The 23482-nt window shown below is 65.2% G+C and carries 19 protein-coding genes; 16 read left to right on the top strand and 3 right to left on the bottom strand.

Going from position 1 to position 23482, the window contains the following annotated elements; all coding sequences use genetic code 11:
• Positions 1-107: 107 nt before the first annotated feature.
• Positions 108-971: an AraC family transcriptional regulator gene (locus NYE40_RS22465; RefSeq protein ID WP_052333241.1), complete on the bottom strand. Its 864-nt coding sequence runs from the start codon at positions 969-971 to the stop codon at positions 108-110.
• Between the two features lie 396 nt (positions 972-1367).
• Here NYE40_RS22465 and NYE40_RS22460 point away from each other — a divergent pair, with 396 nt between their 5' ends.
• The 6 genes from NYE40_RS22460 (at position 1368) to NYE40_RS22435 (ending at position 8621) form a co-directional block, all read left to right on the top strand.
• Positions 1368-2747 (top strand): glycoside hydrolase family 30 protein, encoded by a 1380-nt coding sequence (locus NYE40_RS22460; RefSeq protein ID WP_052333242.1) that lies wholly within the window; start codon positions 1368-1370, stop codon positions 2745-2747.
• A gap of 71 nt (positions 2748-2818) precedes the next feature.
• Positions 2819-4165, top strand: coding sequence for a GH1 family beta-glucosidase (locus NYE40_RS22455; protein WP_028598928.1), 1347 nt, complete (start codon positions 2819-2821; stop codon positions 4163-4165).
• Complete coding sequence (locus tag NYE40_RS22450; RefSeq protein WP_084137261.1) at positions 4166-5302, top strand: glycosyltransferase family 2 protein; 1137 nt, start codon at positions 4166-4168, stop codon at positions 5300-5302.
• A gap of 119 nt (positions 5303-5421) precedes the next feature.
• Entirely contained in the window at positions 5422-6849 is a 1428-nt protein-coding gene (locus NYE40_RS22445; protein WP_028598930.1) for an undecaprenyl-phosphate glucose phosphotransferase, read from the top strand.
• A complete protein-coding gene (locus NYE40_RS22440; protein WP_084137263.1) occupies positions 6839-7834 on the top strand; it encodes a glycosyltransferase in 996 nt (331 codons plus the stop codon). Before NYE40_RS22445 ends, NYE40_RS22440 begins: the two co-directional genes overlap by 11 nt.
• Positions 7835-7889: 55 nt before the next feature.
• A complete protein-coding gene (locus tag NYE40_RS22435) occupies positions 7890-8621 on the top strand; it encodes a serine/threonine protein kinase (RefSeq protein WP_228551739.1) in 732 nt (243 codons plus the stop codon).
• Positions 8622-8682: 61 nt separating this feature from the next.
• On the opposite strand, the gene NYE40_RS22430 is transcribed toward NYE40_RS22435, so the two are convergent.
• Together NYE40_RS22430 and NYE40_RS22425 are read right to left on the bottom strand one after the other, a co-directional pair.
• Complete coding sequence (locus tag NYE40_RS22430) at positions 8683-9324, bottom strand: DsbA family oxidoreductase (RefSeq protein ID WP_028598932.1); 642 nt, start codon at positions 9322-9324, stop codon at positions 8683-8685.
• 361 nt (positions 9325-9685) lie between these two features.
• Positions 9686-9952: a hypothetical protein gene (locus NYE40_RS22425; RefSeq protein WP_028598934.1), complete on the bottom strand. Its 267-nt coding sequence runs from the start codon at positions 9950-9952 to the stop codon at positions 9686-9688.
• A gap of 114 nt (positions 9953-10066) precedes the next feature.
• Here NYE40_RS22425 and NYE40_RS22420 point away from each other — a divergent pair, with 114 nt between their 5' ends.
• The 10 genes from NYE40_RS22420 (at position 10067) to NYE40_RS22375 (ending at position 23428) form a co-directional block, all read left to right on the top strand.
• Entirely contained in the window at positions 10067-10939 is an 873-nt protein-coding gene (locus tag NYE40_RS22420) for a DUF72 domain-containing protein (protein WP_028598935.1), read from the top strand.
• A 308-nt stretch (positions 10940-11247) separates the two neighbouring features.
• On the top strand, positions 11248-12579 hold the full coding sequence (locus NYE40_RS22415; RefSeq protein WP_028598936.1) for a LacI family DNA-binding transcriptional regulator: 1332 nt from the start codon (positions 11248-11250) through the stop codon (positions 12577-12579).
• Entirely contained in the window at positions 12572-14476 is a 1905-nt protein-coding gene (locus NYE40_RS22410; RefSeq protein WP_052333243.1) for a sensor histidine kinase, read from the top strand. Before NYE40_RS22415 ends, NYE40_RS22410 begins: the two co-directional genes overlap by 8 nt.
• The gene (locus tag NYE40_RS22405) at positions 14469-15980 is read left to right on the top strand and encodes a response regulator (protein ID WP_028598937.1); all 1512 of its coding nucleotides are present in this window, start codon (positions 14469-14471) and stop codon (positions 15978-15980) included. The genes NYE40_RS22410 and NYE40_RS22405 overlap by 8 nt, the downstream gene beginning before the upstream one ends.
• A 638-nt stretch (positions 15981-16618) precedes the next feature.
• Positions 16619-17497, top strand: coding sequence for a sugar ABC transporter permease (locus NYE40_RS22400; protein WP_028598938.1), 879 nt, complete (start codon positions 16619-16621; stop codon positions 17495-17497).
• A gap of 3 nt (positions 17498-17500) precedes the next feature.
• Positions 17501-18337 (top strand): carbohydrate ABC transporter permease, encoded by an 837-nt coding sequence (locus tag NYE40_RS22395; protein ID WP_028598939.1) that lies wholly within the window; start codon positions 17501-17503, stop codon positions 18335-18337.
• Positions 18338-18377: 40 nt separating this feature from the next.
• A complete protein-coding gene (locus NYE40_RS22390) occupies positions 18378-19361 on the top strand; it encodes a 1,4-beta-xylanase (protein ID WP_052333244.1) in 984 nt (327 codons plus the stop codon).
• Entirely contained in the window at positions 19362-20576 is a 1215-nt protein-coding gene (locus NYE40_RS22385) for an AGE family epimerase/isomerase (protein WP_028598941.1), read from the top strand. It begins immediately after the preceding gene.
• 124 nt (positions 20577-20700) lie between these two features.
• Entirely contained in the window at positions 20701-22023 is a 1323-nt protein-coding gene (locus tag NYE40_RS22380) for an extracellular solute-binding protein (RefSeq protein WP_028598942.1), read from the top strand.
• A gap of 625 nt (positions 22024-22648) precedes the next feature.
• On the top strand, positions 22649-23428 hold the full coding sequence (locus tag NYE40_RS22375) for an aldo/keto reductase (RefSeq protein WP_052333269.1): 780 nt from the start codon (positions 22649-22651) through the stop codon (positions 23426-23428).
• The last annotated feature ends 54 nt before the right edge of the window (positions 23429-23482 follow it).

Genomic DNA, 23482 nt, shown 5'->3' with positions numbered 1-23482 from the left:
TCCGGCATCCGGCATGTGGAAGCCGGCATCAGGTACCCGGCATCAGGTACCCGGCATCCGGATGCCGGGTACCTGATGATGTCGGAGAAAAAACGCGCGATGAATCCCTACTCCCGCCTCCGGTAAGCCCCGGGCGGCACGCCGTACTTTTCCCGGAACACCCGGTGGAAGTAGGTGTAGCTGCCGAAGCCCGCCTCGTCGGCGATCTGCTCGAGCGTGAGCTGGCTGCCGGCCATGAGCCGCAGCGCCAGCGCGAGCCGGACCTGCTGCGCGTACTGCATGATCGAGCCGCCGGTCTCCTGCTTGAACAGATGCACGGCGCGCGTCTTGCTGATGCCGACATGGGCCGCCGCCTCGTCGAGCGTGAACGCCCGCGTCGCGTGGGCTTCGACGAAGTGCTTGAGCTTCATCGCGAGCAGCGCGCCCGGACCGCCTTTGGCCGGCGCTTCGCGGATCGCGCGCTCCAGCAGCAGGCACAGCGCCTGCAGCAGCGCCGACAGGATCTCGGGGCTGCCCCCGTCGAGGCGCCGGCTCTCCAGCGCGAGCTGATGCCAGATGCCCTGGATCTTGCCGTCGTCGGCGATCCGGGCGCGGCGCGGGCGTGCTTCCTGCTGCCACCAGCGGTCGAGCCACGACCCGGTCGCCATGAAATAATAATCCGCGCTCGCTCCGTGGCCGGGCTCATCCCCACCAGGGACGATGTCGATCTCATACGCCTCGCCCGGCGGAAAAAGCAGCAGCTCCCCCGGCAGCACGGTCTCCATCCGGCCGCCCAGCAGGACGGACGCCTGGCCTTCGATCTGCAGACGGAACAGATAGCACTCGAGCCCGCCGCGCATCGACTGCTGGAACGGCTGCTCATGCCGCGAATAGTCGCACAGGACGATAGACACCGCGGGCGCATCCGCAGGCGCCAGCGGCTTGACCGCAGGCGCGCCGGGAGCCGGGAGCGGTCCGTTGTACCAGGACATGGCGGGCAGCCACCTTTCTCAGGTAGGATTGGAGCGCCGAGCCGCGAGCGGCTTCAGGCTGGGGAATGCGGCGGCAGGCAAGGGCGTGGACGCGGAATCATCCGGTCGACCCTCTCTGGAATCGGTGGACGCCGTCGGACGAGAGGCCGTCGAAAGGATCCGTCCGGCCTGGGTCATAGCCGCATCTGCGCGAGCTCTCCTTCCAGACGGCGCAAGCCGGGAATTTGTTTTGGACAAGGCTTATTCAGTATAGCCGATCCAGATGAATCCCAGATGAACGGCGGCGAGATTCTTCGAGATGACCAGATCGTTGAGGTTCCTAGCCAGATTGTTTCTACAAAGGATAAGGGCTCTCCTTTTATAATAAGGGCATAGGTTGAGGAAAGGATGAGCCCGATGAACGAGCAGGCTGCAAGCGCATTCTTAACGACGGAGGCCGGAACGATCCGTCTCGTGCAGACCGCGAAAGACACCGGCGAACGGCTCGCCGAGCAGCCACGGCTGAGCTTCCGCGCCGACGAGAACGGCCACGAGAGCCAACTGATCAACATTTACGACGACATCTCCTACCAGACGATCGAAGGCTTCGGCGGAGCGCTGACAGAGGCGTCTGCCGTGACGATCGCCAAGATGAGCCCGGCCCGCCAGCAGGAGATCATCGACGCGTACTTCGATCCGGAAAAGGGCATCGGATACACGCTCTGCCGCTCGCATATCCAGAGCTGCGACTTCTCCCTCGGCAACTATGCCTATGTGGAGGACGGCGACGACGAGCTCGCCACGTTCACGGTCGAGCATGACCGCGAGCAGATCCTGCCGCTCATCCGCCGCGCGGCTCAGAAGGCCGGCCGCGAGTTCAAGCTGTTCTCCTCGCCGTGGAGCCCGCCTCCGTTCATGAAGACGAACGGCCAGATGAACCAGGGCGGCCAGCTGAAGCCGGAGTACCGCCAGGCGTGGGCCGACATGTTCGTGAAGTACGTGCAGGCGTACGAGGCGGAAGGCGTCAAGATCTGGGCGCTCAGCGTGCAGAACGAGGCCAAGGCGGTGCAGACCTGGGATTCCTGCGTGTATACGGCCGAGGAGGAAAAGGACTTCGTGCGCGACCATCTCGGTCCCGCGCTGCAGCAGGCTGGCTACGGCCACATCAAGGTGATGATCTGGGACCACAACAAGGAGCGCGTCTATGAGCGCGCGGTCGCCGCTTTCACCGACCCGGAAGCGTCGAAGCAGATCTGGGGCATCTGCTTCCACTGGTACTCCGGCGACCACTTCGAGGCGCTCTCGGCGGTGCATGACCGCTTCCCGGACAAGGCGCTGTTCTTCAGCGAGGGCTGCCAGGAGGGCGGCGTCCAGCTCGGCTCCTGGGCGACCGGCGAGCGCTACGGCCACGACATCCTCGGCAACCTGAACCACTGGACGACGGGCTGGACCGACTGGAACATCGTGCTCGACGAGCGCGGCGGTCCGAACCATGTCGGCAATTTCTGCGACGCGCCGATCATCGCCGACACGACGACCGACGAAATCACTTATGAAAGCTCGTTCTACTACATCGCGCATTTCAGCCGCTACATCCGTCCCGGCGCGGTTCGCATCGGCAGCTCCCGCTACACCGACAAGCTGGAGCAGACGGCGTTCCGCAATCCGGACGGCACGATCGCACTCGTCGTGCTGAACCGCACCGACGCCGAGCTGCCGTACGTCGTGCGCCATCGCGGCCAGCTGGCCGACAGCTCGATTCCGGCGCACGCGATCCAGACGCTGCTGTTCCGCTAGCCCGTTCGGACTTCGTCCGCAGAAGAAGCCCGGCACTGCGGCATCAACCTACTTGATCAGGAGGAATTCCTATGGCACGCATTTCTTTCCCGAAAGACTTCGTCTGGGGCACGGCGACCGCCTCGTACCAGATCGAGGGCGCTTATGACGAGGACGGCCGCGGCCTGTCCATCTGGGACACGTTCGCCCGCACGCCCGGCAAGGTCGTGAACGGGGACACCGGCGACGTCGCCTGCGACAGCTACCATCGCTACGAGGAGGACATCGCGCTGCTCAAGCAGCTCGGCGTGAAGTCCTACCGCTTTTCCATCGCCTGGCCGCGCATCTTCCCGCAGGGCACGGGCGAGGTCAACGAGAAGGGTCTGGACTACTACCGCCGCGTCATCGACGGCCTGATCGCCGCCGGCATCGAGCCGGCCGTGACGCTCTACCACTGGGACCTGCCGCAGGCGCTGCAGGACAAGGGCGGCTGGGACAACCGCGAGACGATCGATGCGTTCCTGGCGTATGCGGAGATCGTGTTCAAGGCATTCGGCGACAAGGTGAAGTCGTGGATCACGTTCAACGAGACGTGGTGCGTCTCGTTCCTCTCGAACTTCATCGGCGTGCACGCTCCGGGCCACACCGACCTGCAGCTGGCGACGAACGTCGCGCATCATTGCCTTGTGGCGCACGGCCGCGCCGTGCAGCTGTACCGTAGCCTGAACCTGCCGGGCCAGATCGGCACGACGCACAACCTGAGCTGGTCCGAGCCGTATACGACGCGGCCGGAGGACGTGGAGGCGGCGCGCCGCTCGCGCGCCTGGGGCAACGAGTGGTTCCTCGAGCCGACGCTGAAGGGCTCCTACCCGCAGTTCATGGTCGAGTGGTTCCGCGGCAAGGGCATCGAGGTGCCGATCCTCGAAGGCGACATGGAGACGATCGGACAGCCGATCGACTTCATCGGCGTGAACTTCTACACCGGCGGCTACACGCGCTACAAGAAGGACAGCGGGCTGTTCGACAGCGAGGACGTGCAGGTCGGCTTCGACCAGACGTTCATCGGCTGGAACGTATACCCGGAGGCGCTGTACAAGGTGCTGAGCTGGCTGCATGAGGAGTACGGCGACATCCCGATCTACATCACGGAAAACGGCGCCTGCACCGACGACCATGTGGCCGAGGACGGCGGCGTGCACGACGCCCAGCGCGTCGACTACTACCGCAAGCACTTCATCCAGTGCCAGCGCCTCATCGACTCCGGCGTGCCGCTCAAGGGCTACTACGCCTGGTCGCTTCTCGACAACTTCGAATGGGCCGAAGGCTACGCGAAACGCTTCGGCATCGTCCATACCGATTACGAAACACTGGAACGCACGCCGAAAGACAGTTATTATTTTATACAGAAGGTCATTTCGGAAGGCGGGTTCGACGTTTAAATGAACATCCAGGATTCGGCGGCGCAGGCGTCGCCGTCTCCGGACAAGGGCGGCAGCGGGGCCTCGCAGGGCTCCGCTGCCGCTTCTGTCCGGGCGACAGTGAGCGTGCATATCGTGACATACAACAGCGTGGACGACATCGAGGGCTGCCTCGCCTGCGTCCGCGCCCAGAGCTACCCGATCGAAAAGATCGTCGTGCTGGACAACGCGTCCGACGACGGCACCCCGGAGCTCCTCGGCCGCATCGGCGAGGGGCTCGACGTCGTGCTCAGCCCGGTGAACACCGGGTTCGCCGGAGGGCAGAACCGGGCGCTCGCGCGTTCGGACGCCGACTATGCGCTCGTGCTCAACCCGGACGTGCGGCTGCATCCGGATTATGTGCGGCGGCTCGTCGAGCGTCTGGAGCGCCGCCCGGAGGCGGGCAGCGCGACGGGCATGCTCGTGCGGCAGCCGGCAGAGGGGCTGGCCGGCGCCGGGCGCAACGGTGCCCCTGGCATGGGGGTCGCCGAGGGCGGAATTGCGGCGCCGGGCGCGGCCGGCGACGGGGAATCGCCGCCGGCGGTCCAAGCCTGGCTGGACCGCCTGCCGGCGGAGGCGCTCATCGACAGCACCGGGCTGGCGATGGACGCGGCGCGCCAGGCGCGCGACCGCGGCGCCGGCGAGCCTGCGTCCGCCTGGCTGGAGGCCGGCGAGACGTTCGGCGTCTCCGGCGCGGCGGCGCTGTACCGCCGAAGCATGATCCGGCATGTCTCCCTCGGCGGGGAGTTTTTCGACGAGACGTTTTTTGCCTATAAGGAGGACGTCGACGTCGCCTGGCGCGCCCGCCGGCTCGGCTGGGTCGCGCTCTACGCGCCGGATGCCCGCGCGCTGCACGCGCGCGGCTGGAAGGAGGGCGGACGGACGTCGGTGTCGGCCTTCGTCCGCCGGCATTCCTATCAGAACCGCTTCTACACGCTCGTCAAGAACGAGCGCGAGTGGAGGCGGCTGCCGGCGATCGCCGCGATCGAACTCGCCAAATTCGGGTATATCCTGCTCAGGGAGCGCGATCTGCTCCGCTGCTGGCCGGAGATCATGCGGAGGCTGCCGGAGATGCGCGCGAAGCGGCGCGAGCTGCGCAGCCGGCCGGGACGCGGGTGAAATCCATTCTTTTCTAGCAACATTTTGTTGCAACTCTCGTCTAACGAATAGATGGGAGTCTCCTTTTTTGGTACAATGTGAGAGAAAAGAACGACTATATTGCACGAGCGGTGATGCGAATGCTTCGAAGAAACCAGCGTTTTCTGACGCAAATGTACGTGCTGTCCGATCTGGCGGTCATGCTCGGCCTGTTCCTGGGCGCCTACTGGATCAAATTTCATAGCGGGCTGCTCGTCTACTACAATACCGTGCCTCTCAAAACTTATCTGGTATGGAGCACCGTCTACGCGTTCGCGGCCGTGCTGATCGGCTTCTATACGAGCTTCTACACGCCCAAGCGGCGCAAGAAGTTCTCCCATGACCTGCTCAAGATCTTCCAGGTGCAGACGCTGAGCCTGCTGCTGCTGCTCAGCCTGCTGTTCATCACCAAGGAAGTGCATATCTCCCGCGAGTTCCTGGCGATCTTCTTCGCCTTCAACCTCGTCGGGCTGGGGCTTTACCGCTACGCGCTGAAGCGGACGCTGACCGTGCTGCGCCGCCGCGGCCTCAACAAGCGCTACGTGCTCATCCTCGGGGCGGGCAGCGTCGGCCGCAGCTTCCATGACCAGCTGAGCCTGTACCCGGATCTCGGCTACGAGGCGTACGGCTTCCTCGACGACTTCCACGAGGAGCACGACGCGGCCGTGCTGCGCCGATACGCGGGACGCCCGCTTGCGCCGATCGTCGGCCGGCTGGACGAGCTGGAGCGGCTGCTCGCGGACAATCCGACGATCGACGAGGTCATCCTGGCGCTGCCGCTCGAGGCGCATTCCAAGTACGGCGAGCTCATCCAGACCTGCGAAAAGGCCGGGGTGAAGACGCTGATCATCCCGGACTACTTCGACCTGCTGCCGGCCAAGCCGTTCTTCGACAACTTCGCCGGCATGCCGCTCATCAACATCCGCGACGTGCCGCTCGACGAGATGGGCAACCGGATCGCCAAGCGCACGTTCGACATCGTCTTCTCGCTGACGGCGCTGATCGCGCTCTCGCCGGTCATGCTGCTGATCGCCCTCGGCATCAAGCTGACGTCGCCGGGACCGGTGCTGTTCCGCCAGGAGCGGGTCGGCCTGAACCGCCGTTCGTTCGCGATGCTCAAGTTCCGCTCCATGCGGGTGAGCACGGACGCGGACGCGAGCCGCACCTGGACGGTGGAGAACGATCCGCGCCGCACGCGCTTCGGCACGTTCCTGCGGAGCACGAGCCTCGACGAGCTGCCGCAGTTCCTCAACGTGCTGCGCGGCGAGATGAGCGTCGTCGGCCCGCGGCCGGAGCGCCCGTTCTTCGTCGACCAGTTCCGCGAGGAGATTCCGCGCTACATGGTCAAGCACCACATCCGTCCCGGCATTACGGGCTGGGCGCAGACGAACGGCCTGCGCGGCGACACGTCGATCGACGAGCGCATCCGCCACGATCTGTTCTACATCGAGAATTGGAGCTTCTTCTTCGATATCCGGATTATTTTCAAGACCGTGCTGAAAGGACTCATCCATAAAAATGCATACTGAAATCCAGCAGACTCCGGGCGGCATCCGCTCCCCGGAAGCGCCTGGTTCCGAAGCAGCCGGCCCCGTGCCGGCTGCTTCTGTAGGGGACCGGGTATCCGTCATCATTCCGACGCGCAACGCCGGGCCGGACCTCGAGGAGCTGCTGTCGCGGCTCTCGCGGCAGACGCTGCCGCCGTACGAAATCATCGTCATCGACACGGAGTCGACCGACGGCACGCCCGAGCGGGCGATTCGCGCCGGCGCCCGCCTGCTGTCGATCGCCCGCTCGGAATTCGACCATGGCGGAGCGCGCAACCGGGCGGCCGCCGTGGCAAGCGGCTGCATCCTGCTGTTCATGACGCAGGACGCGATGCCCGCCGACGAGCGGCTCGTCGAGCAGCTCGCCCGCTCCGTCGGAGATCCGGGCGTCGGCTACGCCTACGCCCGCCAGCTGGCCCGGCCGGAGGCCGACCTGCTGGAGCGCATGTCGCGGGAGCATAATTACCCGGCGCAGTCGAGGCTCAAGAGCCGCGAGGACCTGTCCGAGCTCGGGCTCAAGACGTTTTTCTGCTCCAACGTCTGCGCGGCGACGCGCCGCGAGACGTTCCGGACGATGGGGGGATTCGCGGAGCCGACCTTTTTCAACGAGGATCTGTTCCTGGCCGGGCGCATGGTGCTGAAGGGCTACCGCATCGCCTACAACGCGGAGGCGCAGGTCGTCCACTCCCACGCCTATACGCCGGGGCAGCAGTTCAAGCGATTTTACGACAACGGCACGTCGATGGCCGAGCAGGCGTGGATCCTGCCGTATGCCGGCGTCGGCAAGGAAGGCTCGTCGCTCGTCAAGGCGCAGCTGAAGGCGCTGGCGCAAGAAGGGCAATGGGGAAAAATGCCGCGGCTGGTGGCGGACAACGCCGCCAAGCTGATCGGCTACAAGCTCGGCATCCATCATCGGCGCCTGCCGGAGCGGCTGAGGCGGGCGTTCAGCATGTACCGTCCGGGCTGAGGACGCCCGTGACGCTCGCAAGGGCGCCGGGAGCGGAGAAGAAGGAGCGTTGGCGATGGAAGAAGACATGAGGGAGCGGCATGCGGCGCGCATCCAAGGCGAGCTGCTGCCTGGCTTGGATGTCGTCAGCGTGAAGAGCTGGGAGCCGGTGCAGGTGCGGCGCGCGCCGCAAGGGTGGAAGACGCTCGGCTGCGGCAATTATGCCGCCGTCTTCGCCTATCCGGGCGACAGCCGGCTGGCGGTCAAGGTGTACGCGCCCGGCCGGGACGGCTGGGAGGCGGAGCGGCAGGTGTACCGTCTGCTTGGCGAGCACCCGGCGTACGGCCGCTGCTTCGCCTCCGGCGAGCATGGCGGCAAGCGCTGGCTGCTGCTGAGGCGGCTGCACGGCAAGACGCTGTACGACTGCCTGCTGCAGGGCGTGCCGATTCCGGAGCAGGCGATCCGCGACGTGGACGCCGCGCTCGACTATGCGGTCAGCCGGGGGCTGCGGCCTCACGACGTGCACGGAAAAAACGTCATGGTGCAGGACGGACGGGGCATCGTCATCGACGTCTCGGATTTTCTCAAGCAGGAGAGCTGCGAGATGTGGAGCGACTTGAAGCGGGCCTATCGCTATGCGTACAAGCCGCTGCTCGGGCGCAAGCCGTTCCCGGTGCCCGGCTGGGCGATGGACGGCCTGCGCTCCGCTTATCGTCGAATCCGCCGCCGGAGCAAGGAGCAGCCATGCCGCGATGTCCTGGACGAGACAAAAGCCCCTCCGGACGGAGGGGCTGTGTCGAAGCCATGAGCCGAGGCGGCTGCGCAGGGGGACTGCGTCGCCGCTCTTAGGTGCTGGCGGCAGGAAGCGGCTAGCCGAGCAGCTGGCCGAGCCTCCGCAGCAGAAGCAGCAGCTCGGAGTGGGGATAGGCGCCGGAGAGGGCGTACTGCCCTTCGAAAACGAACAGCGGCACGCCGCCCTGGCCGATCCGGCGGCCGAGCTCCAGCATCGCCTCCATCTCCACCCGTCCGTCGCCCTGCTCGAGCCGGTCGGCCAGTCCGTCGGCCTCCCAGCCGGCCGCTGCTCCGGCTTGAGCGACGATCTCCAGCTCGCCGATGTTCTCGCCTTCCTCGAAGTAGCGCCGGGACAGCTCGTCCACGAACGGGCCTTGCGCGGCGGCGGGCGTCAGCGCCAGCGCCTGATGGGCGAGGCGCGTCGAGGGCAGCGTGGCGATGCGCTCGAAGCGAAAGTCGAGGCCGACCGCCTGGCCGTCGCGCGCGACATGGCGCAGCGTGCGGGTGAGCGCGGCCTGGCCGCCCCCGAGGCGCTGGGCCATCGCCTCGCGGAAAGGCAATCCTTCCGGCGGCACGGAGGGATGAAGCAGGTACGGACTGAAGCGGACGGATGCCTCTCGGCCTTCCGGAGGCTGCCACTCTCGCAGCGCCAGCTCGAGATGGCGGCGCCCGATGCGGCACCAAGGGCAGAGAAGGTCATGGTAGACTTCGATGAGCAAGGGCGGCCTCCTTTCCCGGGGCCGGCGGCCCGCGATCGTTCCTTCTAGTATGAACCAAGCGGACGGCGGCTTCAATGCTTGGCCGCCCGGAAGGTGCGCGAGCGGCGTCATGCGGGCTCGTCTGGCCTGCTTGTGAGCGTCGGGTCAGCGGGGACGGGAGGGCAGACGCCGTTGGCGTCGTTCCTGCCGGTCGAATCGAGAGGCGCAGCGGCAGACAAGCGCAAAAAGACCCCGAAGCCCGCCGCCGTAAAGCGGTGGACGAGGTCCTTTTGCCGCTGGAGCCCGGTTCGGAACCGGGACTCCGCCATCCGATAAGCGATTGCTGCCGGAAGCCGGACTGCGGAAGGAGCGCGGCGCGGACTCAGCCGGTCTCTTCCTCGTACGCCTCCAGCAGCTCCCGGCCTTGCTCCAGCTGCTTGCGCAGGACGAGCAGCCGCAGATGGCCGTCCTCCTCCGCGGTGCGCGTGCGCACGCCGTTGCTCTTCAGATGCGCCTCCAGCCGGTACAGCTTGTCGATCCTCGCCTTGCTCTCGCTGCGCAGCAGCGTCCAGCGCTTGCCGGACGCGATCGCCGCGTACACGACCGCGCCCGCCGCCAGTACGATGATCGCCGCCCATACATACGTCATCCGATGCACCACCTCGATCGATAGGGATCCGTCCTACACGGTTATTCTATTCCGGTAGAGGGTCCAGACATGACAACGCTCTGCCGCCAGGCGGAATGGAAGGAGGAGAGGCCTATGATTACGATCGGACTTGCCGGCTGGGGCGACCACGACTCGCTGTACCGGACGCGGGAGGCGGCCAAGGCCAAGCTCGCCGCATACAGCCGGCTGTTCGGCACCGTCGAGGTGGACAGCAGCTTTTATGCCGTCCAGCCGCAGCGCAACATGGAGAAATGGACAGCCGAGACGCCGGAGGACTTCCGCTTCGTCGTCAAGGCGTACCAGGGCATGACCGGGCATAGCCGCGGGGCGATTCCCTATCCGGACGAGGAGGCGATGTTCGCCGACTTCAAGCTGGCGCTGACGCCGATGCGGGAGAGCGGCAAGCTGAGCTGCGTGCTGTTCCAGTATCCGCCGTGGTTCGCCTGCACGCGCGAGAGCGTCGAGACGCTGCGCAAGGCGAAGCGGCTCATGGAGGACATTCCGTGCGCGCTGGAATTCCGCCATCAAAGCTGGTTCGTGCCGCAGATGCGGGAGCGCACGCTCGGCTTCATGCGCGAGGAAGGCTGGCGCCACAGCGTCTGCGACGAGCCGCAGGCGGGCGAGGGCTCGATCCCGATCGTCGAGGCCGCCACGGACGAGAGCCATACGCTCGTCCGCATGCACGGCCGCCACGCGGAGGGCTGGCATTCCTCCGGACAGCCGAACTGGCGCGAGGTGCGGTACTTGTACCGCTACAGCCGCCAGGAGCTGGAGGAATGGGCGGAGCGGCTGCGCCGGCTGGAGGCGCAGAGCCGGACGGTGGAGGTCATTTTCAACAACAACTCCGGGGGAGACGCCGCGGACAACGCCCGCGAGCTGATGGCGCTGCTCGGCCAGACGCCGCCGCCGATTCCCGAGGAGCCGCCGGAGCGCGATCCCGGGGTGGAGCAGCTGGAGCTGTTCTGAGGCGGGGGCGGTTTGCTCGGGCATCGGCTTCGAGGACAGGAGGGAGGAAGGCTCTCGGCATGATTTTGCCGAGAGCCTTTTTTCGTCGCCCTTGCGGCTGGCTGAGACGCTGCGGCGGACTGGGCGTAGTTTGACGAGGGGGCTGTCCGGGCAAGCTGGAGTCTGTCGCATGAGCTTTCGGCACGGCGGAGCAGGCAGGTCTATACGAAGCTGCTATCCTGTGTTATCCTATGTGCCAGTTGTTAGCGCTTGCAACGCTAACGGGAGCTAACAAACCTAACAAAACGGACGGCTTAGGAGGGATCTACATGGCGGAACGAGTCACGATGCAGGACATCGCCGATTATGTCGGGATGTCCAAATTCGCCGTCTCCAAGGCGCTTTCCGGCAAGGGCGGCGTCAAAGCGGAGACGCGCGAGCGGATCATCAAGGCGGCGATCCAGCTCGGCTACCGCTTTCCGCCCAAGGCAGCAGAAGGAGCGGAAGCAAATTCGAGATGGCCGGGAGCCTCCGGCGCGGGCAAGGGCGATGGCGAGGACCTGGCGCGAAGCTGGCCGTTCGGCCCAGCTGCCGCCATGGGCCATCCAGAGCCGTCCGGCGCCTCCGCTGCCGGCGGCCTGCCGCGCGGAGCCTCCGGCAGCGGCCAAGCATCCGGCGCCGCTGCCATCGGCGGCCAGCCGGGAGTGCCCGGCTTCCCCGCCGGCGAGGCGGGCCGCTTTTCGCCGGCGAGCTCCCGCGCGGCCTCGAACCCGGCCATGACGCAAGCCGCGTCGGACGGGCTCGGCAGCCAGGTGATCATCCTCGTGCCCAACGTGCGCTTCCAGACGCGGCTGTCGTACTATTGGGGACGCATCATCGAAGGCGTGCAGGAGGAGCTGGAGGAACGCGGCATCGGCTCGATCCTCATCACCGAGCAGGGCACGACGCGCTTCTCCTCCCTCATCAATCCCCGCGGCGTCATGGGGCTCGTCGGCGTCGGGTTCATCTCCTATCCGGTGCTGCTGGAGATCCGCAACCTCGGCATCCCGACGGTGCTCATCGACCACGAGGAGCCGCTCGTGCCGACGGACGTGCTGTCGATGAACAACTTCGAGTGGATGCGCCGCGTAGCCAAATATCTCTTCGGACTCGGCCACCGGCGGCTGCAGTTCGTCGGCAACCTGACCTACTCGCGCAGCTTTTACGACCGCTGGTTCGGCTTCCGCGCGATGATGGAGGAGCATGGCCTCAGCACGGACGGGCAGCATGACGGCCTGCTGACCGTGCGCGGGCACAACCGCTCCGAGATGACCGAGGCGCTGGAGCCGATGCTGCAGGAGCTGCGCCGCGAGGGAAGGATGCCGACGGCGTTCGCCTGCGCCAACGACTCGATCGCGATCTGCATCATGACGATCCTCGCGCGCATGGGCGTGTCCGTGCCGGAGGACGTTTCGGTCGCCGGATTCGACGACATCGAGGACGCGGCGCTGTCGAGCCCGACGCTGACGACGGTGCATGTGCACAAGCACGGCATGGGCCGGCGCGCGGTCGAGGCGCTGCTGCGCCGCGTGCAGCAGCCGTCGAGCCCGGTCGAGAAGGTGCTGCTGACGGGCGAGCTCGTCATCCGCGCCTCTACAGGAGCGGCGCGCGCCGATGGCTAGGCTCTGGAGCGCGCTGCGCCAGCAGCTGGAGCCGCTGCTGCATCGGCTGGAGACGAGGCTGCTGCTCGTCTACTTCCTGCTCGTGCTGCTGCCGATCGCCGTCATCACCTACGTGTCGGCTTCGCACAACTTTGCGACGATCGAGCAGAACACGGTCACCTACGCCTCTCAGGTATCGGACCGGATGCTGAACTCGCTCGACGATTACATCCACGACATGAAGCAGATCGCCATCATTCCCGCCTATCTCGACGAGATCCAGAGCGGGCTCGAGCGGTCCAACCAGTTCTACGCCACGCGCGCGAGCGAAGGGGGCGGCGCGGACCCGTGGCTCGAGGCGGGGCTCAAGCTCAGCATCCAGCGCGAGGTGGAGAGCAGCATCTATTTCATGAATAACCTCAAGAAAGGCTCCAGCAACGTCTATCTGTTCGACCGGCAAGGCAATCCTTATACGGCGGTCAAGAGCGGAGGCGTGCGCAGCGACCTGAAGGAGGTGTACGAGCGCTGGCGCCAGCTGGCCGAGCCGAAGAACGGCACGCCGGTGCTCGTCAGCACGCAGGCGGTCACGAGCAGCGCGAACAGCAGCAAGCAGTACGTGTTCACCGTCGTCCGCGACATCATCACGACGTCGTTCCGCTCGGTCGGGCTGATCGCCGTCGACGCCAACATCAGCGTCATCGAGGACATGGTGCGCGACCTGGACGAGGCGACGCGCGGCACGACGATCATCGCCGACGAGGGAGGCACGGTCATCTACGACAGCGAGAAGCGCTACCTGGCGGAAAACCTCGGCTCGGCGCCGCTGCTCGCCGAGGCGCGGGGCAGCGCGGGCAGCTACCGCACCTCGGTCGACGGCGAGGAGCAGCTCGTCATCTACCGGCAGTCGCCGGACACCGGCTGGAAGCTGCTCATCACGATCCCGCAGCGGCATCTGGTCGAGGACGCGGTGCGCAACCGCAACTTCAGCCTGATCGCCGCCGGCGTCGCGATGGCCGCGGCGATGGCGCTGACCGTCGTGCTCATCCTGGCGCTGACCAAGCCGCTGCGCTCGCTCGTCAGCCTCATGAAGCAGGTGCAGGGCGGCAACTTCGAGGTCAGCTTTCCGGTGCGCCGGCGGGACGAGGCGGGCATGGCCGGCCAGGCGTTCAACCGCATGATCGCCCGCACGCGGGAGCTGATCGACAACATCTACCGGATCGAGCAGCGCAAGACCGAGGTGCAGCTGGAGAACCTGCAGCGGCAGATCAACCCGCACTTCATCTACAATACGCTGGAATCGATCCGCATGACGGCCGTGCTGAGCGACGCCGACGAGGTCGGGCGGATGGTGCAGCTGCTCGGCGAGCAGCTGCGCTACAGCCTGCATGCCGGCTCCGCCGCCGTGCCGGCCCAGCGCGAGTGGGAGCATCTGGAGCAGTACGTCGAGCTGATGAACTACCGCTACGGCGGCGAGCGCTTCCGGCTGACGCTGAGCGCCGAGGCGCGAGCGGCGGACGCGAGCGTCATGAAGCTGATTTTCCAGCCGATCGTGGAAAATGCCGTGCTGCACGGCTACGACGACTCGCGCGAGCGGCTGACGATCGAGATCGACAGCTGGATCGAGGGCATGGACCGGGTCGTGCGCATCCGCGACGACGGCCGCGGCATGCAGCCGGAGGTGCTCGCCCGCGTGCGGGCCGAGCTGGCGTCGGCCGCGGCCCCTTTGGACGAGGAGTCCGGCGGCATCGGGCTGCGCAACGTGCAGGAAAGGCTGCAGCTGCGCTACGGCCCGGGCTACGGGCTGCAGCTGGCCAGCGAGCCGGGCGCCGGCACGACCGTCACGATGAGGATTCCCCAGATTCAGGCTATGGACGCTCCGGCAGAAGGAGAGAAGAGAGGAGAGGGAGCCGATGCTTAAGGTCGCCGTCGTGGACGACGAGGAGAAGATCCGCCTCGGCCTGGCGAAAATCATCGAGCGCACCGGCCCGTACGAAGTTGTCGGCGTCTGGGCGAGCGCGCGCGAGGCGCTCAGCAACCTTGACGCCTCCGGGGCGGAGCTGCTCATCACCGACATCCGCATGCCGCAGATGGACGGGCTGCAGCTGATCGACGAGCTGCGGGAGCGCGGCAGCCAGATCGCGGTCGCCGTGCTGAGCGGCTACAACGACTTCGCCTACGCGCGCGAGGCGCTGCGCGGAGGAGTGGAGGACTATCTGCTCAAGCCGGTCAACCAGGACGAGCTGGCGCGGCTGCTTGAGCGCATCGCCGAGAAGGTCGGCGTGTCGCGCAGCCGTCAGCCGCTGCATGCGGAAGCGCTCATCGAGCTGCTGCTCGCCGCCGATGCGAAACGCATCCCGGAGCCGGTCATGCAAACGGCCTGCGCCCAGCTCGACGAGCTCGGCTCCATCCGCGGCATGTATGCGTTCGTCGTGCTGCACGCCGCGCCGATGCCGGACGGCGAGCGGATTGCCGAGGCGCTGGCGGCGCTGCGGCGCGAGCATCGCCTGCTGCTGCGCGAGGCCGGCCCGCCGGCCGTGCTGCTCGCGCTCCGGCACGGCGACCACGCCGACACGCCGCGCGAGCTCGCCGTCACGCTGCTCGGCCGGCTGCCGCTATCGGCCGAGCCGAGGGGCGGCATCAGCGGCGTGCACTCCGGCGCCGCCGCGCTCGCGCGCGCCTACGGCGAGGCGGAGGCGGCGCTGCTGCAGGCGTGGTATGCCGGCAGCCCTGCCGGCACGGCCGTATCCGCGGCCGCTTCGACGCCGGGCCGCATGCCGGCGGCCGCGCAGATGCCCGGCGCCGCGCGGCCCGACGAGCAGGAGCTGCGCGCCGTGCTGCAAGCCGCCGATCTGGAACGCGCCGCCGCCATCGCCGAGGAGTGGCTGGGCGCGGCGGAGCAGCGCCGCCTGAGCTGGGCGGAGCTGGATGCCGCCGCCGCCACGCTGCTCGGCGTGCTGGACGACAGCCTCGCGGGCCAGCCTGGTCCGCAGCCGGGCAGTCGGCCGCAGCCGATCCGCAGCCGCAGCTGGGACGCTTATGCGGCCGCGCTGCGCCAGGAGCTGCAGCAGCGGCTGGCGCTGCTCGGCGAGCTGAAGCATCAGAGCCGCGCGGTCGAGGCGGTCAAAGCTTATTTGCAGGAGCATTATGCCGATGAGCTGGACCTGCAGCGGCTGGCCGAGCTCGTCCATCTGACGCCGAGCTATCTGAGCAAGCTGTTCCGCAGCGAGACAGGCGAGACGATTACCGACTATGCGATTTCCGTGCGGATCGAGGTCGCCAAGCGGCTGCTCAAGGACCGCCCCGAGCTGAAGACCTATGAGGTGGGCGAACGGTCCGGCTACGCGGACCCCGCGTATTTCACCAAGGCGTTCAAGCGCGTCACGGGCAAGACGCCGAAGGAGTACCGGGACAGCGCGCGCTAAGCGGCGGTCGCTGCGCAAAAGAAGCTGCGCGGCGAGCGTCCGCAAGCGGCAGTCGCCTCAAGTATGCAAACAGTAGGAGTTAACCTTGCAAAGACCCTGGATGGGACAGGCGAAGCCTCCCTATACGGGGTCTGTTTACATATACGGTCAAACTTTGCGATTTCAAAACACGTTCCAGTTCCAGTCGATTCGAACGAAGTAAAAATGGGTTCGTGGCAAATCAGGTCAACCGGCATCCTCTCCGCGCCACCCGCAACTGCAAGCCGCCTCGTGGGAGCGCTGCCGGTTCGCTGATGCTGCCAGATTCTAACGACTTAGCAGGCGTCGTCAGCTTTTGTGAGGGGCAGCTATAGAGCGCCTAACGAGCTGATTCGTCGTAAGCTTTCGCAGCCGCCGATGCTGCCGCGCTTGCCGCGAAGCTACTCGGCCGAGCCGCCTATTCTGCAGCCGCGATGCCTCCGCTCCATCCCGATCTACAGCTAACAAACCACCCCGGCATGCTAACAGCCGCCTCCTGTTAGCACAATACAAGACAAAAAAACGAAACGCCGTCCATTCAGGACCCGCCGAGACGGGGCGTATAATGATAAGCACACTGAAAGCGGTCCCAACACCGGATGGAAAGCGAGGAACAACGGATGAACCAATTAAGCTATAAAGCGCAGCGGCGGCTGATCCTGTTCGGATTCCTGATCGTGCCCGTGGCGCTGTGCCTGACCTTCAGCTATTATCCGGCCGCGTCGCTGATCTACTACAGCTTCACGGACTGGACGGGAACCGGCTGGGACATGAACTGGGTCGGCCTGGACAACTACAAGCAGATCTTCACCGAGCCCGAGGTGTTCCTGGCGCTCAAGAACAACGCCTATTACTTCGTCGGCGGCCTGATCCAGGTGGCGCTGTCGCTCTGGTTCGCCGTCATCCTGACGAGCCGGCTCAAAGGCCGCTACGGCTTCCGCGTCATGCTGTTCCTGCCGTACGTGCTGCACAGCGTCGCGACGGTCATCATGTTCAAGAACGTGTACCACCTCGACTACGGCTCGCTCAACTCCCTGCTGCGGACGATCGGCCTGGAGTCGTGGCAGCAGAGCTGGCTCGGCAACCCGCATCTGGTCAACGTCTCGCTGGCGTTCATCTCGATGTGGAAGTACATGGGCCTGAACATGGTCATCTTCATCGGCGCGCTGCAGTCGATCCCGAGCGACCTGTACGAGGCCGGCTCGATCGACGGCGCCTCCGGCTGGCAGAAGTTCCGCTACATCACCGTGCCGAGCATCAAGAGCGTGCTCTCGCTCATGCTGCTGCTGACGCTGACCGGCGCGCTCGAGGCGTTCGACATCCCGTACATCATGATGCTCGGCGCGAACGGCACCTCGACCTTCGTCGTGCAGACCGTCGACACGGCGTTCAAGTACCAGAGCTTCGGCCTGGCCTCCGCGATGGCCGTCGTGCTGCTGATCATCGTCATTTTCTTCATCATCATCCAGCGCAAAGTGCTGTTCCGGGAGGAGAGGTAATCGATGGATACGACCAAAAGCCCGCCGCTCTTCACGGCGTTCAAGTACCTGACGCTGCTGCTCGCGCTGTTCGTCGTCTTCTTCCCGATCTACTCGGTGTTCGTCGGCGCGTTCAAAACCCAGGCGGAATTCTACCAGAGCTCCGCGCTGGCGTTCCCGGCCGATTTCTTCCACTTCGACAACTTCAAGCGCGTCTATGAGGTCGGCGATCTCGGGCTCGGCTTCCGCAACACGCTCGTCATCCTCGTCTGCGCGGTCGCCGGCAACGTCGTGCTCGGCACGATGGTCGCCTATGCGCTTGGCCGCTTCGACTTCAAGCTGAAGACGCCGATCATGGGCATGTACCTCGTCGCCCAGGTCATCCCGATGGTGACGACGCAGGTCGCGACGTTCAGCATCATCCAGAACCTCGGCCTGTACAACACGATGGGCGCGCCGATCCTGCTCTACCTGGGCGCGGACGTGCTGCAGATCGTCATCTACCTGCAGTTCGTCAACAGCATCCCGAAGGATCTCGACGAAAGCGCGATGATCGAGGGGGCGTCGCTGTTCCGCATCTACCGCTCGATCATCTTCCCGCTGCTCGGCCCTGCGACGGCGACGCTCGTCATCCTCAAGACGATCTCGATCTACAACGACTTCTACACGCCGTACCTGTACATGCCGTCGCAGAAGCTCAAGGTCGTCTCGACCGCGATCTATTCGTTCGTCGGACCGAACGCGGCGCAGCTCAACGTCATCTCGGCGGGCATCCTCATCATCTTCATCCCGACCGTCGTGCTGTTCCTGTTCCTGCAAAAATACATCTTCGCCGGCGTCACGAACGGCGCGGTGAAATAAGAAGCGGCTTCTCGGCCGCGCCACAAGGAGGCTTCATCCGATGACGACACAAGCGAAGGCGGCCGGTTCGGCCGCCGCAGCGGCAGAGCTCGGCTACATCGCCGGCATGACCTGGGGCTGGACCGGCGTGCGAGGCACGTGGGAAGGGCCGGAGGCCGACTTTTCCCTGAGCGAGATGGCCAAGCTGAACGTCGGCTGGACCGCCGTCACGCTCGGCGCCCTGCAGGCGACCGCGCAATCGACGGAGATCGAGTATTGGAACGAGCCGACGGTCGCCGACGACGAGGTGCGCAGCGCGATCCGCCGCGCCAAGGCGCTCGGGCAGAAGGTCTGCCTGAAGCCGGTCGTCAACGTCGCCGACGGCACCTGGCGGGCGCACATCAACTTTTTCGACATGGATATCCCCGGCGAGCCGACCTGGGGCCAGTGGTTCGAGTCGTATGCGCGCTTCATCCTCCACTATGCGGACATCGCCCGCGAGGAAGGCTGCGAGATGCTGTGCATCGGCTGCGAGATGGTGCAGGCCGACAAGCGCGAGGCCGAGTGGCGGGCGCTGATCGCCCAGGTACGCGAAGCCTACTCCGGCCTCGTCACCTACAACTGCGACAAGTACCAGGAAGGCAACGTCAAGTGGTGGGACGCGGTCGACCTCATCTCCTCCAGCGGCTATTATCCGATCGACCAGTGGGAGGAGCAGCTGGACCGCATCGAGGCGGCGGTCGCGCCGTATGGCAAGCCGTTCTTCTTCATGGAGGCGGGCTGCCCGAGCCGCGACACGTCGCCGGCGCGGCCGAACGACTGGTCGTTGGCCGGCCGCCCGGACGGAGAGGCGCAGCGCGCCTACTACGAAGCGATGTTCGGGGCTTGCGGCCGGCGCGAGTGGGTGCGCGGCTTCGTGCTCTGGGACTGGCCGGCGCGGCTGTACGCGGCGCCGGACGCGGCGGCGAACGACGACTACTGCATGTACGGCAAGCCCGCGGCGCAGACGGTGAAGGACTTTTACGGCAGCAGGAGGGAAGGCTGAATGGACAAGCAGGCATGGCTGCATGAGCTGCAGCAGGAGCTGCAGGACAACATCCTCGGCTTCTGGCAAACGCATGCGCTCGACGAGCTTCATGGCGGCTTCATCGGCGAGATGGACAGCTCCGGCAAGGTGAATCCCGAGGCGGACAAGTCGCTCGTGCTGAACGCGCGCATCCTGTGGACGTTCGCGGCGGCGCATCGGCGCACGAAAAATCCGCAGCATCTGGCGCTGGCCGAGCGGGCGCTGGAGCAGCTGCGGACGGTGTTTTACGACGAGCTTCACGGCGGCTTCTACTGGATGGCGACGCCGGACGGACGGCCGAGCGAGGACAAGAAGCAGGTATACGGCCAGTCGTTCGTGCTGTATGCGCTGGCGGAGTATATGCTGGCGACGGGGAGCACGGCCGAGCTGCCGCTCGCCGAGGAGACGTACCGGCTGCTGGAGCGCTGGGCGCATGATCCGGTCCACCGGGGCTACATCGAGGCGCTCGCGCGCGACTGGAGCGAGACGGACGACCTCAGCCTGAGCGGCAAGGACCTGAACGAGCGCAAGTCGATGAATACGCATCTCCATGTGCTGGAAGGCTATACGAACCTTTATCGCGTCTGGCCCTCGGACGGACTGCGGGATCGGCTGCGCGAGCTGATCGAGCTTCATCTGGAGCGGATCCTCGACGGGGAGACGGGACATTTCAAGCTGTTCTTCGACGACGAGTGGAATTCGGCGACGCGCGACGTCAGCTACGGCCACGACATCGAGGGCAGCTGGCTGCTGTGCGAGGCCGCGGAGGCGCTCGGCGATCCGGAGCTGCTGAAGCAGACGGAGCGGGCGGCGCTGCAGATGGCCGAGGCGACGCTGCTTGAAGGCGTCGACGAGGACGGCGGCGTGTTCAACGAGCTGCATGAGGACGGGCGGCTCGACGACAGCAAGGACTGGTGGCCGCAGGCGGAGGCGATGGTTGGCTTCCTGAACGCCTTCCAGCTGAGCGGCGAGGAGCGTTATGTGCAGGCGGCCGAGCGCAGCTGGAGCTTCATCCGGCAGCATGTGCGGGACGAGGACGGCGGCGAATGGCATTGGCAGGTATCCCGCGACGGCCGGCCGGATCGGACCCAGGTCAAGATCGGCGCCTGGAAATGTCCGTACCATAACGGACGCGCCTGCCTGGAGGCGCTGCATCGTCTGGAATCGCTAACAAAGGAAGATGCGTTAGCATAATCGGAAACAAGAAATGACAATGGAGTTCATTTTTCGGCCTGGAGCCAGGCGGTACAATGGACTTGTAAGCGATAACAACATAGCGAACCGATAACCAATCCTTACGACTCAGGGGGAAAACGAGATGAAAAAACCGCTTCTGGTTACGATGACGGCAGTCCTGTCCCTGTCCATGCTGGCCGCTTGCGGCAGCAACAACAACGAGGGCAATGCGAATACGGCGGGCAATACGTCCGGCAGCGCGAATACGGCCGCGAACGAAGGCGGCTCCGGCGGCGAGGCGAAGCTGAGCGGCACAATCAAGATGCTGACGCACCGCACGGACTACATCAACGACGGCACGATGGAGCGCTACCTGAAGAAATTCCAGGAGAAGTATCCGGACGCGAAGGTCGAGTTCGAAGGACTGACCAACTACGCGACCGACATCAAGACGCGCCTGACGACGGGCGAGACGGGCGACGTGCTCATGATTCCGAGCGGCATGCCGGCCTCCGACCTGCCGAAGTACTTCGAGCCGCTGCCGGACAGCATGTTCGACGACGTCTACTTCGCCGACAACTCGGCGTTCGAGGGCAAGCGCTACGGCATCACGACCGGCGTCAACACGCAGGGCATCGTCTACAACAAAAAGGCGTTCGAAAAAGCCGGCATCGCCAAGGCGCCGACGACGCTTGACGAGCTGTATGACGCCGCCAAGAAGCTGAAGGAAGCCGGCATCATCCCGCTGTACATGAACTTCGGCGCGCAGTGGCCGATGGGCTCGTGGGGCGACGGCTCGGCGTTCTACGTGGCCGGCGACGCCGACCTGACGACCAAGATGGCCGCCGATCCGGCGCCGTTCCAGGAGGGCAACGCCTGGGGCATCCTGGCCAAGATCGGCCGCGACTTCATCAAGAACGGCTGGGTCGAGAAGGATCTGTACACGAACAACTGGGAAATGTCCAAAGGCGAGATCGCTTCCGGCAAGGCGGCGATGTACTTCCTCGGCAACTGGGTCATCCCGCAGGTCATCGGCGCCGGCGCGGCGTCCGAGGACATCGGCTTCGTGCCGTTCCCGTATGACAACAGCGGCAAGCTGAACGCTCCGCTCGGCGGCGACTACATGATGGGCGTGAGCGCGAACAGCAAGAACAAGGAGCTGGCGATCGCCTGGACGGACTTCTTCGTCAAGGAATCCGGCTACGTGGCCGACTCCGGCTTCATGCCGATCCTCAAGTCGGAGAAGGCGGAATCGCCGCAGCTGGCCGAGTTCCAAGCCGCGAACCCGACCTTCATCGAAGGGCTGCCGAACAATGACAAGTTCGCTGAGATCGCCAACAAGGCGCAGATCGGCATCGGCACGGGCAACTACATCCAAGATCTGCTCCTGTCCAAGGACCTGAAGGCTGGCCTGGATGAGCTGAACAAGAAATGGGCGAAAGCGAAGACGGATCTCGGGTATTAAGAGCTCCGAAAGAACGGAACCAAAAAGCAAGCAGCGGACCGCGCGGTCCGCTGCTTTTTCGTTCGAATTGATCCGCTTGCGTCCGCTGCGAAGACGACGCTTTGTCGTTCGCATCGTCAGTTCTGCCCACGGCTAAATCGCAGCAGGATGCTTGATCGAGCAGCAGGGGGGTTTACAAAGTTGTATACGGTTGAAAGAAGTTGTGTATAATAAAGGTAACTTAAACGAAGAGAGAGCGCGCCAACGCTCTCTCCGTGCACAAACTTGGATGGAAATCCTCCAGTAACTGCCTTGCCAGAGAATAACCCGTTAACCAGGCGCTAACTTGGACGGGTTATTTTCGTTTTAAGTAGGTGAGCAGAGCGAGGAGAAACATCCCCAGCATGGTCACTTCCTGAAGCGAAAACATAGGCATCACCTCCCGACTGGAGGCTACCTTTTCCGTCCAAGCGTTGTGCTTCCAGCCAGATGACTGATGCCGCCGAATTTGTTTGATTCCGCCCTCCGGTGGTAAAATATAGAGGCGATAAACGGCAGTGAAAACAAAGCGCAAGGAGGCGTTCTCATCGTGACGGTACGACTTCAAGGGCTTGGCGATACGGTCGAGCTGCACAACGGCGTGCGGATGCCGAGGCTCGGCCTCGGCGTCTGGAAGGTGACGGAGGAGGGCCAGGTCGAGCAGGCGATCCGGGACGCGGTCAAGGCCGGCTACCGCAGCATCGATACGGCCAAGGCTTACGGCAACGAGGAAGGCGTCGGACGGGCGATCCGCGAGTGCGGGGTGCCGCGCGAGGAGCTGTTCATCACGACGAAGGTGTGGAACAGCGATCAAGGCTACGAGAGCACGCTGCAGGCGTTCCAGGACAGCCTGGACAAGCTGGGCCTCGACACGCTCGACCTGTACCTGATCCACTGGCCGGTCAAGGGCAAGTACAAGGACACCTGGCGCGCGCTGGAGCAGCTGTACAAGGACGGCAAGGTGCGCGCGATCGGCGTCTGCAACTTCCACGTCCATCATCTCGAGGATCTGCTCCAGGACGCCGAGATCAAGCCGATGGTCAATCAGGTCGAGTACCATCCGCTGCTGACCCAGGTCGAGCTGCGCCAGTACTGCCAGGACCAGGGCATCGTGCTGGAGGCGTGGAGCCCGCTCATGCAGGGCAATCTCGACGTGCCGCAGATCCAGGAGCTGGCCGCCAAGCACGGCAAGACGCCGGCGCAGATCGTGCTGCGCTGGGATCTGCAGAACGGCGTCGTCACCATTCCGAAGTCGACGCATGAGAAGCGCATCCGCGAAAACGCCGATGTGTTCGACTTCGAGCTGTCCCACGAGGACATGGCGCTGCTCGACGGGCTCGATCAGGGCAAGCGCTTCGGCCCGGACCCGGACAACTTCAATTTCTAGAACGGCCGATGAGCAGCGAGCCGGGGCGGGATCGAGGAGTAGCCGCGGCCCCCG

The organism is Paenibacillus sp. FSL W8-1187, assembly GCF_037965485.1.
Lineage (GTDB): Bacteria > Bacillota > Bacilli > Paenibacillales > Paenibacillaceae > Paenibacillus_O > Paenibacillus_O pasadenensis.
This window is presented reverse-complemented; position numbering and strand designations above follow the sequence as displayed.

Coding starts and splice junctions, on each gene's coding strand:
- NYE40_RS22465 (WP_052333241.1), bottom strand. CDS start 971: ATGTCCTGGTACAACGGACCGCTCCCGGCTCCCGGCGCGCCTGCGGTC.
- NYE40_RS22460 (WP_052333242.1), top strand. CDS start 1,368: ATGAACGAGCAGGCTGCAAGCGCATTCTTAACGACGGAGGCCGGAACG.
- NYE40_RS22455 (WP_028598928.1), top strand. CDS start 2,819: ATGGCACGCATTTCTTTCCCGAAAGACTTCGTCTGGGGCACGGCGACC.
- NYE40_RS22450 (WP_084137261.1), top strand. CDS start 4,166: ATGAACATCCAGGATTCGGCGGCGCAGGCGTCGCCGTCTCCGGACAAG.
- NYE40_RS22445 (WP_028598930.1), top strand. CDS start 5,422: ATGCTTCGAAGAAACCAGCGTTTTCTGACGCAAATGTACGTGCTGTCC.
- NYE40_RS22440 (WP_084137263.1), top strand. CDS start 6,839: ATGCATACTGAAATCCAGCAGACTCCGGGCGGCATCCGCTCCCCGGAA.
- NYE40_RS22435 (WP_228551739.1), top strand. CDS start 7,890: ATGGAAGAAGACATGAGGGAGCGGCATGCGGCGCGCATCCAAGGCGAG.
- NYE40_RS22425 (WP_028598934.1), bottom strand. CDS start 9,952: ATGACGTATGTATGGGCGGCGATCATCGTACTGGCGGCGGGCGCGGTC.
- NYE40_RS22420 (WP_028598935.1), top strand. CDS start 10,067: ATGATTACGATCGGACTTGCCGGCTGGGGCGACCACGACTCGCTGTAC.
- NYE40_RS22415 (WP_028598936.1), top strand. CDS start 11,248: ATGGCGGAACGAGTCACGATGCAGGACATCGCCGATTATGTCGGGATG.
- NYE40_RS22410 (WP_052333243.1), top strand. CDS start 12,572: ATGGCTAGGCTCTGGAGCGCGCTGCGCCAGCAGCTGGAGCCGCTGCTG.
- NYE40_RS22405 (WP_028598937.1), top strand. CDS start 14,469: ATGCTTAAGGTCGCCGTCGTGGACGACGAGGAGAAGATCCGCCTCGGC.
- NYE40_RS22400 (WP_028598938.1), top strand. CDS start 16,619: ATGAACCAATTAAGCTATAAAGCGCAGCGGCGGCTGATCCTGTTCGGA.
- NYE40_RS22395 (WP_028598939.1), top strand. CDS start 17,501: ATGGATACGACCAAAAGCCCGCCGCTCTTCACGGCGTTCAAGTACCTG.
- NYE40_RS22390 (WP_052333244.1), top strand. CDS start 18,378: ATGACGACACAAGCGAAGGCGGCCGGTTCGGCCGCCGCAGCGGCAGAG.
- NYE40_RS22385 (WP_028598941.1), top strand. CDS start 19,362: ATGGACAAGCAGGCATGGCTGCATGAGCTGCAGCAGGAGCTGCAGGAC.
- NYE40_RS22380 (WP_028598942.1), top strand. CDS start 20,701: ATGAAAAAACCGCTTCTGGTTACGATGACGGCAGTCCTGTCCCTGTCC.
- NYE40_RS22375 (WP_052333269.1), top strand. CDS start 22,649: ATGCCGAGGCTCGGCCTCGGCGTCTGGAAGGTGACGGAGGAGGGCCAG.